The sequence below is a fragment of the Lacticaseibacillus zhaodongensis genome (genome assembly GCF_009687905.1).
Taxonomy (GTDB): domain Bacteria; phylum Bacillota; class Bacilli; order Lactobacillales; family Lactobacillaceae; genus Lacticaseibacillus; species Lacticaseibacillus zhaodongensis.
Genome location: NZ_BLBG01000001.1, coordinates 97,529 through 110,379 on the forward strand (window position 1 = coordinate 97,529; position 12,851 = coordinate 110,379).

Genomic DNA, 12,851 nt, shown 5'->3' on the forward strand with positions numbered 1-12,851 from the left:
GCGGCACACCTTGACGGGTGCGCCGCTATTTTGCGGAACGGATACGTTTAGTAATTAGTCTTTCTTGTTGGTCAGAATGTCGTCAATCAGGCCGTAATCCTTGGCTTCTTGAGCAGTCATGTAGTGGTCACGTTCAGTGTCCGCAGTAACCTTCTCGATTGGCTGGCCGGAAGCATCAGCGAGCATCTTGGTGAGCTTTTCGCGGGCCTTACCAATTTGCTGAGCCGCAATTTCGATTTCGGTTGCTTGGCCTTGTGCACCGCCAAGTGGCTGGTGAATCAGGACTTCGGAGTTAGGAAGGGCGAAGCGTTTGCCCTTAGTCCCACATGCGAGCAGGACACTGGCCATGGAGGCAGCCATCCCGATTGCAATGGTCTGAACATCGGACTTGATGAGGTTCATCGTATCGAGGATTGCCAGACCAGAAGTAATAACGCCACCTGGTGAGTTGATGTAAAGGTAGATGTCCTTACCGGAATCTTGTGCGTCTAGGAAGAGCAGCTGAGCAATGATGGAGTTGGCCACCTGGTCGTTGATCTCGCCGGACAGCATGATGATGCGGTCTTTCAGCAGACGGGAGTAGATGTCGTATGAGCGTTCACCGCGACTAGTCTGTTCAATAACTGTAGGTACTAGCATTTGTGTGCCTCCTAATTGGTTTAAAATTAAGCGCGGGTGTTTAGCACTCGCTTGGATACAGTGCCAAGAGTACACCAAACGTCAAAGAAGGTCAAATGTTTAGGCACTTTTTTCCTTCGATTTAGCATTAATGCGACTTTTGGTGTAGCAACAGTGTGCATGCAGAGATTCACGCGCGCTGTTTTCCATAGTATACAGTGCTTCGTGGTCCTTCTCAATGCGACGGATGGGGGTGGCTGTCCCCTAATGTGTGACTTAATTCACTTTAAACTACGAATATCTGTCATAACTGCTTGCTTTTTGCCAGGGCCTTGGGTATTATAGTTAAGTACTTTTGCGCGGTTAGTGTAATGGATCGCACGTGAGATTCCGGTTCTCGAAATCCGGGTTCGACTCCCGGGCTGCGCAGCATAAATCCAGCGAACAACGTGGTGTGGCGTCTGATACAGGCGCTATTTTTTTACTCTTTTTGAAGAACAGTTTTGGTGAATTACTGTGCCGCGTTTTGTTTCCGTGGTCTTTTCTCCAGATTGTGCTTGTCTGTATAGCTCTTTGCTTGGCCATGCGTATGCTGTAAATGATAATCAAGGGTATGAATAAACTTAGCAGCTTGATCAAGTTCAAAATTGAACATTGGTTTGGCTTTTTCGCTTACAAAAGATGCTAATATGAGACACCAATTAGATACGGCCCGAATTACTTTACGAACACATCGCCATCAATTCCCCAATAAAGGGTGCAATTTACGAATGTTCTGTGAACGCTCGCGCCAATTATTCCAAAAACCCGAATTAAATGCGCCTTTTCCGTGATATCCGGGTCACTGCGCTTGCACCGGGTAGGGCACGTTGCTATAATGAACCTTGTTGGTAAGGAGAGCGTCAAACAACGTGATTCCTTAATTTTTTTGGAACTGACGGGTCGCTTTGCGCACCTGTTGGTCGCAAAGCGTCCCAGTGAGAAGGAATGAGCTAATGCAATCCGAGTTTGCCTGGATCGAGTCTATCGCGCCGGACATGCTGGCTGTGGCGACCAAACGTTACCAGATCCTTCAATACGTTAATTGGATGGAACCAGTTGGCCGGCGATCGCTCGCCGACCAGATGCATACATCTGAACGGACGTTGCGCACGGAAATTGATTTTCTGCGGCGTCAAGGGTTACTTGAGAGTTCAAGAAGCGGTGTCGTAATGACGCGGCATGGACGTGAGGTTTTTGCCAGTATGGACGACTTCATGAACCAACTGTTGGGCATTCGCACCGATGAGAAGATGCTTGCAAGTAAGCTTGGCATTGAGCATTGTCTGATTGTTTCGGGCGATGCGGATCAAAGCAGCCGAGTCTTGGACGACATGGGCCGGACACTTGCTCGAACCATGCAGCTACTCTTACCGCTTGGCAAACAAACCGTTGCGGTAATGGGTGGCACCACTCTTGCTCGGGCCGCACAGCAGATGAATTACCAACTTTCCACTGGCCGGGACCTGATGTTTGTCCCCGCACGGGGCGGCGTCGGAGAAACGGTCGACATTCAAGCGAATTCAGTTGCCGCGGCAATGGCCGAGTCAACTGGGGGCAGTTACAAGGTCCTTTACATTCCGGAGAATGTTAGCTCAGAGACTTATGCGCCACTACTCAAGGAGCCTGCCGTTAAGGAAGTATTACAGCTTATTGACAATGCTTCCGTGGTGATTCATAGTGTAGGGGAAGCGCTTGTCATGGCACGGCGACGGAACATGGATGCTGAGATTCAGAACATGTTACAGAAACAACAAGCCGTTGCTGAGGCATTTGGAACTTTCTTTGATGCGAGTGGCAAAATAGTTTACAAGATTCCGAAAATCGGTCTGACGATTAGGAACCTTGATGAGATTCCGTTCGTCTTTGCAATTGCAGGGGGCCGCAGTAAGGCCTCAGCAATTCAGGCGTACATGCAACATGCCCCGAAGAACACGTGGCTGATTACAGACGCGGGGGCAGCAAATACGATTTTAACCGGGGTTAACCCGTTAAAATAATAATTTCTCATTTTTTCACTTTCCTAAAGGAGGAAATTTTAGCATGACTGTTAAGATTGGTATCAACGGTTTCGGCCGTATTGGCCGTTTGGCTTTCCGTCGGATTCACGAACTTGGTGCAAAGTCCAGCGACATTGAAGTTGTTGCGATCAACGATTTGACCACACCAGCAATGCTCGCACACCTGCTCAAGTACGACTCAACTCACGGCACATTCCCTGGTGAAGTTAGTGCTACAGACCACTCCATCATTGTTGATGGTAAGGAATACCCTGTTTACGCTGAACCAGACGCAAACAACATTCCTTGGGTTAAGAACGACGGCGTTGACTACGTTCTCGAATGCACCGGCTTCTACACCTCTGAAGAAAAGGCACAAGCTCACATCAACGCTGGTGCAAAGCGTGTCCTGATTTCAGCACCTGCTGGTAAGATCAAGACCATCGTTTACAATGTTAACCACGACAGCCTTACAGCTGACGACCGCATTGTTTCCGCTGGTTCTTGCACAACCAACTGCCTTGCACCAATGGCATACTTCCTGAACAAGGCATTCGGTATCGAAGTTGGTACCATGACCACTGTTCACGCATACACTGGTACACAGAAGCTTCTGGATGCCCCTGTTCGCGGTGGTAACAAGCGCGCTGCTCGTTCAGCTGCTTACAACACTATCCCTCACTCAACAGGTGCTGCTAAGGCTATCGGCCTTGTAATCCCAGAACTTGTTGGTAAGCTTCAGGGTCACGCACAGCGTGTTTCTGTTCCTGATGGTTCACTTACCGAACTTGTTTCAATCCTTAACAAGAAGGTTACGGCTGACGAAGTCAACGAAACCCTCAAGAAGGCAACTGAAGGTAACGAAAGCTTCGGCTACAACGCTGACGAAATCGTTTCTTCCGATGTTGTTGGTACAACTTATGGTTCTATCTTCGACCCTACACAGACCGAAGTTACAACTTCCGGCGACTACCAGCTTGTTAAGACCGTTGCTTGGTACGACAACGAATACGGTTTCACTTGCCAGATGGTTCGCACTCTGCTTGCATTCGCAAAGCTTGCTGACTAATTACTAGTCGCATCTAGCGAAACAATTTAAAACCGAACTGCCGAAAGGGGGAGGGGGCTTGCTCCCCTCCCTCTTTTGCATTATCTAAGGAGGATTTATTCGTGGCAAAACTCATTGTTTCTGACCTCGATGTTAAGGACAAGAAGGTTCTCATTCGTGTGGACTTCAATGTTCCTATCAAAGACGGCGTTATTGGCAACGACAACCGTGTTGTTGCAGCATTGCCTACAATCAAGTACGTTATTGAAAATGGTGGTAAGGCTATCCTGCTTTCCCACTTGGGCCGTGTTAAGACTGAAGAAGACAAAGCTAAGCTGAGTCTCCGTCCAGTTGCAGAACACCTTTCCGAACTGCTCGGCAAGCCTGTAACCTTCGTTCCTGCTACTCGTGGTAAGGAACTCGAAGATGCAATTGCTAAGATGCAGGACGGCGACGTTCTTGTTATGGAGAACACTCGTTTCGAGGATCTCGATGGCAAGAAGGAATCCGGTAACGATCCTGAACTCGGCAAGTACTGGGCAAGCCTTGGCGACCTGTTCGTCAACGATGCCTTTGGTACCGCACACCGTAAGCACGCTTCAAACGTTGGGATTGCTTCCAACATGAAGCAGACGGCTGCCGGCTTCCTGATGGAAAAGGAAATCAAGTTCCTTGGGGATGCTGTTGAGCACCCTAAGCACCCATTCGTTGCCATTCTTGGTGGTGCGAAGGTTTCTGACAAAATTGGTGTTATCTCCAACCTGATTCCTAAGGCCGACAAGATCATCGTCGGTGGTGGGATGACCTACACCTTCTACGCAGCTAAGGGCCTTTCAATCGGTAACTCAATGGTTGAAAAGGACAAGATCGACCTTGCTAAGCAGATCATGGACGAAGCTGGCGACAAGCTGGTTCTGCCTATTGATAACGTTGTTGCAACTGAATTCAACAACGATGCTCCTCACAAGACCGTTGAAGGCGACATTCCTGATGGCTACATGGCTCTTGATATTGGTGAGAAGTCCATCGAGCTCTTCAAGCAGACACTCAAGGGTGCCAAGACTGTTGTTTGGAACGGACCTATGGGTGTGTTCGAAATGAGCAACTACGCCAAGGGTACTTACGAAGTTGGTAAGGCCATGGGCGAACTGACCGATGCTGCTACAATCATCGGTGGTGGTGACTCTACAGCCGCTGCTATTGAACTTGGTATTGCTGACAAGATCACCCACATCTCCACTGGTGGTGGTGCTAGTCTTGAATACCTTGAAGGTAAGGAACTGCCAGGTATCGCCGCAATCAGCAACAAGTAATTACGGCTGCCTGATTCAGCGAGTCACTCCTAAACAATAGGGGCTGACGAGTTGACATGCACGGAAGCTTGCTTGCGTGCATGTCCGTTAGTCCCGATTGGTCCTCGCGACCACGGGTGACTTACGACAAACAAACCGGGAAACCGGGATGATTTTGAAAGGAAGTTTTCATATAATGCGTACCCCAATTATTGCTGGTAACTGGAAGCTCAACAAGAACCCTAAGGAAACAAAGGACTTCGTTGACGCTATCAAGGGCAAGCTCCCAGATGCCTCCAAGGTTGAGACCGTGATTGCTGCTCCTGCAATCGACCTCGATGCTTTGCTTACTGCTGCTGAAGGCGAACCACTCAAGGCTGCTGCCGAGAATGCTTACTTCGAAGACGAAGGTGCTTTCACTGGTGAAACCAGTCCTAAGGCTCTTTCCGAAATGGGCGTTAGCTACGTTGTTATCGGCCACTCCGAACGTCGTCAGTACTTCAAGGAAACCGATGAGGACATCAACAAGAAGGCCAAGGCCATCTTCAAGAACAACATGCTCCCAATCATCTGCTGTGGTGAAACTCTTGAACAGCGTGAAGCCGGCGAAGCTGAGAGCTGGGTTGCTGGTCAGATCAAGGCTGCTCTTGAAGGCCTGAGTGCTGAACAGGTATCCAAGACTGTGCTTGCATACGAACCAATCTGGGCTATCGGTACTGGCAAGACTGCCTCTGCTGACCAGGCTGAAGAAATGTGCGCACACATCCGTAAGACCGTTGCTTCCCTTTACAACGACCAGACGGCTGCTAACGTTCGCATCCAGTACGGTGGTTCCGTAAAGCCTGCTAACGTTAAGGAACTCATGAGCAAGGAAGACATCGATGGCGGTCTCGTCGGCGGTGCATCCCTCGTTCCTGACAGCTTCATCGCTCTGGCTAACTACCAGGACTAATATTTTCCGAAAACGGGTGACAAAAGGCTAGTTCTTTCCCGATATTCTTATCATTTTGCTCGTCAATTTGGTATGATAGTACTCGGGAAGACGCTTTTACTTATCCCATTAATGGCGTAATTCACACAATTACAAAAGGAGAAAATCACACAATGTCTATCATTACTGATGTCTTTGCTCGTGAAGTTCTTGACTCACGTGGCAACCCTACTGTTGAAGTTGAAATGTACACCGAGGATGGCGGTTTCGGCCGTGCACTTGTTCCTTCAGGTGCTTCCACCGGTGAGCACGAAGCTGTTGAGCTCCGTGACGGTGACAAGTCTCGCTTCGGCGGCAAGGGCGTTCTGAAGGCCGTTGCTAACGTTAACGACAAGCTTTCAAAGGCTGTTATTGGTCTTGACGTTACTGACCAGCGCCTCATCGACCAGACCATGATCGAGCTTGATGGTACTCCTAACAAGGGCAAGATGGGTGCTAACGCCATTCTTGGTGTTTCACTCGCTGCTGCCCGTGCAGCTGCTGACGAACTTGGCCTGCCACTGTACGAATACCTTGGCGGTCCTAACGGTCACGTGCTCCCAACACCAATGATGAACGTTATCAATGGTGGTGCACACTCAACCAACACGATCGACTTCCAGGAATTCATGATCATGCCTATTGGCGCTAAGAGCGTTCACGAAGCTATCCGCATGGGTTCCGAAACCTTCCACGCACTTCAGGCACTCCTGAAGGCCAAGGGCGACATCACTTCTGTTGGTGATGAAGGTGGCTTTGCTCCTAACCTTAAGGACAACGAAGAAGCCTTCGAAATCCTTGTTGAAGCTATCAAGAAGGCCGGCTACAAGCCTGGTGTTGACATCGCGCTTGCATTCGACGTTGCATCTTCCGAACTTTGGGATGGCGACAAGAACGGTTACGTTCTTCGTTGGAGCAACCCAGACAAGGTTTACACAACTGACGAATTCATCGACTACATTGACAGCCTGATCAACAAGTACCCAATCGTTTCCGTTGAAGACCCTATCGACGAAAACAACTGGGAAGACTGGCAGAAGATCACCAAGAAGATTGGTGACAAGGTTCAGATCGTCGGTGATGACTTGTTCGTTACCAACACTGACTACCTGCAGAAGGGTATCGACATGGGCGTTTCCAACTCCATTCTGATTAAGCTTAACCAGATTGGTACCCTTACCGAAACCTTCGAAGCTATCGAAATGGCCAAGGAAGCCGGCTTCACAGCTGTTGTTTCCCACCGTTCCGGTGAAACTGAAGACACCACGATTGCTGACTTGGTTGTTGCTACCAACGCCGGTCAGATTAAGACTGGTTCAATGAGCCGTACCGACCGTATCGCTAAGTACAACCAGCTTATGCGGATTGAAGACCAGCTCGGCACTGCAGCCCAGTACAAGGGCCGCAAGTCATTCTACAACGTTAAGAAGTTCAACTTCTAAACTAGTAGTTGATTGCCACGAAGAAGCCGCCAACATTATGTTGGCGGCTTTTTTGTGCTCCGAGCCATGCTATACTGAAATAGAAGTAATTGAGTGAGGTAGAATAGCAATCTTGAAAAAAACTACGCGTAGTGATCATACACGCTTTAGTTACATAATGGCCGGACTCGGCGTCGGGGCAATTGGTGGCTTTATCGTTGCCGTGTTCCGGCTCGCAATCGAGCGCCTGCTGGACTTAATGAAATATCTATATGCACACCCGACGCCAGCAATCGTGCTGGCAATTGTTGTCTGCAGTCTGCTGGCCGCGGCATTTATTGGCCGGATGCTCACCCAGGAGCCCAACATCAGTGGTTCCGGGATCCCCCAGATTGAGGGCCAGTTGCGCGGCGACATGGAGTTCAACTGGTGGCGCATCCTCTGGCGGAAGTTTATCACCGGAATTTTGGGTATTGGTAGTGGCTTATTCCTTGGTCGCGAAGGACCGTCGATTCAACTCGGTTCTGCAGTTGGTCAAGGCTGGGCTGAAGTCACAAAGCAGGAGGGTTCTAGCCGGCGGGTGCTGATTGCTGCTGGGGCCGCCTCCGGGTTGTCGGCTGCGTTCAACGCACCAATTGCCGGGACGATGTTTGTTCTGGAAGAGGTGTACCACAACTTCAGTCCGCTTGTCTGGATGACCAGTCTTGCTAGTGCTGTGGCGGCGGACGTTGTCTCGGTTGGCTTCTTCGGGATGCGGCCGGTGCTGCACCTGCATTACGTGCACAACATGCCGCTGTACATGTACTGGCACTTCATTTTGCTGGGGATCGTGTTGGGCGTGCTGGGGATGCTGTACAGCAAAGTTACCTTGATTATGCCGAAGCTGTACAGTTATACGCATATCCCGCGGGCCTACCAAGGGGTGATTCCTTTGCTCCTGGTGATTCCGCTTGGCCTAGCTTTACCGTGGATTCTCGGCGGTGGGAACAGCATTATTCTGAATTTCGGGGCGCACATTCCTGGCTTTTGGCCGTTAGTAGCGCTGTTTATCATGCGCTTTATTTTCTCAACGCTGTCGTATGGTAGTGGCTTGCCCGGGGGGATTTTCCTCCCCATCCTGTCTTTAGGGGCTGTGATCGGGGCCGCGTACGCGGTGGGAATGAACCAGATTGGGCTGTTGCCACACGAGTACATCATCAACTTCATTATCTTCGCGATGGCGGGTTATTTCGCCGGCATTGGGAAGGCGCCGTTCACGGCGATTCTGCTGATCACCGAAATGGTGGGGTCACTGCACCAGCTATTGCCGCTCGCGCTGGTCTCCTTGACCGCGTTCACCGTGACGGACCTAATGGGTGGGGCACCGATTTACGAAGCCTTGCTCAGCCGTTTGGTCTTGCCGCAGCAATTGGGCCGTTTGCACCAGCCCGTGCGGTTTGAGCTGCCGGTCTTTGCCGGTGCAAGCTTAGACGGAGCGCAGGTGCGGGATTACCGCTGGCCAAAAGACAGCCTGCTGGTCGAAATCCGGCGCGGTGAGGAAGCCCGGATCCCGCACGGCGACACAGTGATCCGGGCGGGCGACACCCTGATCGTCATGACTGACGGTAGCGCGCAACACCGGGTCCGGGCGCACATCGAAAGAAGCACAACGGACACGTCAGCGGACGACTAAGGCTATGCAAGAGTAAGCCGATTGTGTTACTCTAGTGATAGTAATTTTTTTGCGGAGACGGGCGAGTACTGATCACTTACTCCGCTCACAGTATGGAGGAATTCAACGTGCAGTCATTACTCACAAACCTGCTTATCTTAGATTCGATCTTAATCGTGATTGCAGTTCTGATGCAACCAAGTAAACAACAAGATGCCTTGAGCGCCCTCTCCGGTGGTGCGACTGACCTGTTTGGTAAGTCCAAGTCCCGAGGGTTCGAAGCGTTCATGGAGAAAGTTACCGTCGTGCTGGGGGTTGCTTTTTTCGGCCTGTCAATTGCACTGATGTACCTGTCATCTCACTAAAGGCGGATCCTCCTGCAAGGGCAGGGGGATTTTTTGTTCACTTGTGAACTGCAGGAGGCACATCATGATGCGAATTCCCCAAGCTGAAGAGCTCGTCGGCACGAACAAGAATCTTGGCGTCGTGCTGCTCCATTCATTTACTGGTAGTAGTCGGGACATGAAGTTTCTGGCCCCGGCGCTAAACGCTGCTGGTTACGGTGTTTACGCACCGATTCTGCGCGGCCACCACGACCGTAGTTTCGGTGGCCCGTTGCTAGGTGGCAATCCCCAAGATTGGTGGGTCGATACCCAAGCTGCAGTGCGCCGCATGCACCGCTCCTACGCCCACGTGGCGGTGTTTGGCCTGTCACTGGGCGGGATCCTGGCCATGCGGGCGATTGAGGAGCTGCCGGCTGTCGTGGCGGGTGGGGTCATGGCCTCGCCAATCATGGACGGCTCGCCCTTCTTTACGCGGACGGTCCAGCGTTATTTCGATTACGTGCAGCACTTTACCGGTGCGCAGACGGACCGGATGGCGCTGCAGCCAGCAATCGACCAGCAGAATGCGGCCATTCGTGATTTTGCGCGGGGCGTGGCGGCCAAAATTGATACGGTGCGCAAGCCTGTTTTCATCGCGCAAGGTGGCGCCGACTCGGTGATCGATTGTCAGACCGCCAAGCGGACACGCGCCGGCTTGGTCAACGCCAGCGTTGATTTTCACTGGTACCCGCACGCCGACCACATTTTGACCGTTGATCCTGTTCATGAGCAGATGGAAGATGACATCTGCAGCTTTTTGGCTGGAGTCAATTAAGTTACAGTCCCAAATCCGCAAGCCATGTTTACCGCGATAAGGTAAAATGGAAGCTGAATTACAATTGTTGAATATCAAGAATCAGGTGCCACAACCGCTGTATTAATTAGCACGGTTAGGTCAGCCAGCTCTAATTGCAGAGTGGTTGACCTAACCACGCTAAGCTGATAATTGGCGGGCACCTTGATTCGGCTATTTATAGAAAGAGGTGCTTCAATGACCACAGTCGGTCATATGCGCAACGAGTTACTCTCGTTATTCAGGCGCAATTACAATGTTAGTTACTCTGCCACTTCGATTAGCAAGGCGCTCCACTTGCAACACGCGGATTTGCCCGTGCTTTTGGATGCCCTTGACGGCCTCGAAGCCGACAACATGATTCATAAGAATGACAGGCAGTTATACGATTTTGGCCCTAAGAATGAGCTGGTCGAGGGGACTTTCCGGGCTAACGATAAGGGCTTCGGTTTCGTTGCCGTTACCGATTCCACGGATCCAGACGTGTTCATCGCGCCACCAAACACGCACTTTGCGCTCGATGGCGATACGGTCGGAATCAAAATTCTGCACCCAATGAAGCCGGGTGATTCCCGCGGTGCTGATGGGGAAGTCGTTGAGATCCGCGAACGTAAATCCACCAGTATGGTTGGGGAATACACCCCACTGTCTGATGCGGATGCGATTCGCACCGGCTGCATTGGGACTGTCAGCAGCCACGAGAAGAAGATGGCCAAGTACCCAATCTACGTCAAGGACACCGGCATGCTGCCGCAGCAGGGCGACATGGTGACCGTTGAAGTTACGTCCTTCCCTGACCGGACGCACCCTGACAGTATGCAGGGGATGCTCGTTAGTGACCTTGGGAACAAGAACGACCCCGGTGTGGACACAATGTCCATCGTGTACCAAAACCACATCAAGGCCGAGTTCCCAGATGAAGTCATCGAACAGGCAGCACAGATTCCGGACCACGTCACCGAAGCTGACCGTAAAGGCCGTCGCGACATCACCGATGAAGTCGTCGTCACCATTGACGGGGATGATTCCAAGGACTTTGACGATGCGGTCGGTCTGACCGTCTTGCCAAATGGCCACTGGCGTCTAGGTGTGCACATTGCTGATGTTTCTTACTACGTCACCCCAGGCACGCCTTTGGACGACGAAGCATATGAACGCGGCACGTCAACCTACCTGACGGACCGGGTGATCCCAATGCTGCCATTCCGGCTTTCTAACGGGATTTGCTCATTGAATCCTGATGTTGACCGCCTGGCAATGTCTTGTGAGATGGAAATTGACGAACACGGGCACGTTTTGAACCACGAGATTTTCCAGTCCGTCATTCGTTCCCACGGCCGGCTCACTTACAACAACGTCAACAAGGCGCTTGACGGGGATGCCAGTGCACTAGGCGACCGGCAGGACCTGCTGCCAATGCTGCAGCAGATGGCTAAGCTGCATGAAGTAATGTACAAAATGCGGCATGCGCGTGGGGCCATTGATTTTGAAGAGAACGAAGCCCAGATCATCGTTGATGACGACGGCCACCCAATCGATATTGTCCTGCGCGAACGGGGCACTTCCGAGCGGATGATCGAAAGCATGATGCTCGCGGCTAACGAAACTGTTGCTAAGCATTACTACGACAAGCACCTGCCATTCCTCTACCGGGTCCACGAAACGCCAGATGCCGATTCCATCCACGAATTCATCGAGTTCTTGGCCACATTCGGGATCCACGTTCAGACCGAAAAGGATAAGGACATCACGCCGAAGATGCTCCAGCAAGTCGTTACGGACGTTGCCGGGACGCCAGAAGAGGCCATGGTCAATGTTAAGCTGCTGCGGAGTCTGAAGCAGGCGCGGTACTCACCAGATCCACTCGGCCACTTTGGTTTGGCAGCGAAGTATTACAGTCATTTCACTTCCCCAATTCGCCGTTACCCTGACCTCGTTGCGCACCGGCTCATCCGGACATACGCCCAGCAAGGTACTGGCGAAGCGGTCAAGGAAAAGTGGCGTAACGCGCTACCTGACATCGCTGTGGCAACATCAGCTGCTGAACGGCGGAGTGTTGACGCTGAACGGGCCGTTGACGATCTCAAGAAGGCCGAATACATGGCTGACAAGGTTGGGCAGGACTTCGATGCCGTTGTCAGCTCCGTGCTCAGCTTCGGGATGTTCGTTGAGTTGCCGAACACCGTTGAGGGTTTGGTGCACATCTCAACCATGGACGATGACTACTACCAGTTTGTTGAAAAGCAGATGGCATTAGTCGGCGGCCGGACGCACAAAATGTACCGGATCGGGCAGCCGATTCGCGTGCACCTTGAGAACGTTGACGTTGACCAGCGCCAGATCGACTTCAAGTTGATTGAAGGCGAGCCAGTGCCAACCGCAACCTTTGACGTTAGTGATCTGAAGTCCGAAGCACCAGTGCGGCCAGCACGCCGCGGCGGGAACTTCAATAACAACCGGCGTGGTACGCACGGTGGTGCCGGCAAGCCAGCAAAGAAGGGTGGCAGCAACCTCGACGCTCTAGCGAAGAAGTGGGGCGCCCGTCCAGCCGGTCAGGGCAAGAACAATCAGCACGGACCTAAGCGGCAGCTAAGGGAAAAGCGCAAGTAATATACAGAGCGGAGCCAAGCGGTTAG

Annotated in this window: 10 protein-coding genes and 1 tRNA gene; 10 read left to right on the forward strand and 1 reads right to left on the reverse strand. The window is 51.7% G+C overall.

The window, feature by feature from the left end:
* Positions 1-54: 54 nt before the first annotated feature.
* Positions 55-639, reverse strand: coding sequence for an ATP-dependent Clp endopeptidase proteolytic subunit ClpP (gene clpP / locus GN107_RS00460; protein ID WP_155286188.1), 585 nt, complete (start codon positions 637-639; stop codon positions 55-57).
* A 336-nt stretch (positions 640-975) separates the two neighbouring features.
* On the opposite strand from clpP, the gene GN107_RS00465 reads away from it, so the two are divergent.
* The 10 genes from GN107_RS00465 (at position 976) to rnr (ending at position 12,825) form a co-directional block, all read left to right on the forward strand.
* Positions 976-1,047: transfer RNA gene (locus GN107_RS00465), tRNA-Arg, on the forward strand.
* Between the two features lie 566 nt (positions 1,048-1,613).
* Entirely contained in the window at positions 1,614-2,657 is a 1,044-nt protein-coding gene (locus GN107_RS00470) for a sugar-binding transcriptional regulator (protein WP_155286187.1), read from the forward strand.
* A 43-nt stretch (positions 2,658-2,700) separates the two neighbouring features.
* The gene (gap, locus tag GN107_RS00475; protein WP_155286186.1) at positions 2,701-3,726 is read left to right on the forward strand and encodes a type I glyceraldehyde-3-phosphate dehydrogenase; all 1,026 of its coding nucleotides are present in this window, start codon (positions 2,701-2,703) and stop codon (positions 3,724-3,726) included.
* Between the two features lie 101 nt (positions 3,727-3,827).
* Entirely contained in the window at positions 3,828-5,018 is a 1,191-nt protein-coding gene (locus tag GN107_RS00480; protein WP_155286185.1) for a phosphoglycerate kinase, read from the forward strand.
* A gap of 175 nt (positions 5,019-5,193) precedes the next feature.
* The gene (gene tpiA, locus GN107_RS00485) at positions 5,194-5,949 is read left to right on the forward strand and encodes a triose-phosphate isomerase (protein ID WP_155286184.1); all 756 of its coding nucleotides are present in this window, start codon (positions 5,194-5,196) and stop codon (positions 5,947-5,949) included.
* Between the two features lie 152 nt (positions 5,950-6,101).
* Positions 6,102-7,409, forward strand: a complete 1,308-nt coding sequence (eno, locus tag GN107_RS00490; RefSeq protein WP_155286183.1) for a phosphopyruvate hydratase — start codon at positions 6,102-6,104, stop codon at positions 7,407-7,409.
* 157 nt (positions 7,410-7,566) lie between these two features.
* Positions 7,567-9,060, forward strand: coding sequence for a ClC family H(+)/Cl(-) exchange transporter (locus GN107_RS00495; protein WP_155286288.1), 1,494 nt, complete (start codon positions 7,567-7,569; stop codon positions 9,058-9,060).
* A 107-nt stretch (positions 9,061-9,167) separates the two neighbouring features.
* Positions 9,168-9,404 carry a preprotein translocase subunit SecG gene (secG, locus tag GN107_RS00500; protein WP_155286182.1) on the forward strand — a complete coding sequence of 79 codons (237 nt, stop codon included), beginning with the start codon at positions 9,168-9,170 and terminating at the stop codon, positions 9,402-9,404.
* A 64-nt stretch (positions 9,405-9,468) separates the two neighbouring features.
* The gene (locus GN107_RS00505) at positions 9,469-10,197 is read left to right on the forward strand and encodes an alpha/beta hydrolase (protein ID WP_155286181.1); all 729 of its coding nucleotides are present in this window, start codon (positions 9,469-9,471) and stop codon (positions 10,195-10,197) included.
* Positions 10,198-10,413: 216 nt separating this feature from the next.
* Positions 10,414-12,825: a ribonuclease R gene (gene rnr, locus GN107_RS00510; protein ID WP_155286180.1), complete on the forward strand. Its 2,412-nt coding sequence runs from the start codon at positions 10,414-10,416 to the stop codon at positions 12,823-12,825.
* Positions 12,826-12,851 lie beyond the last annotated feature (26 nt).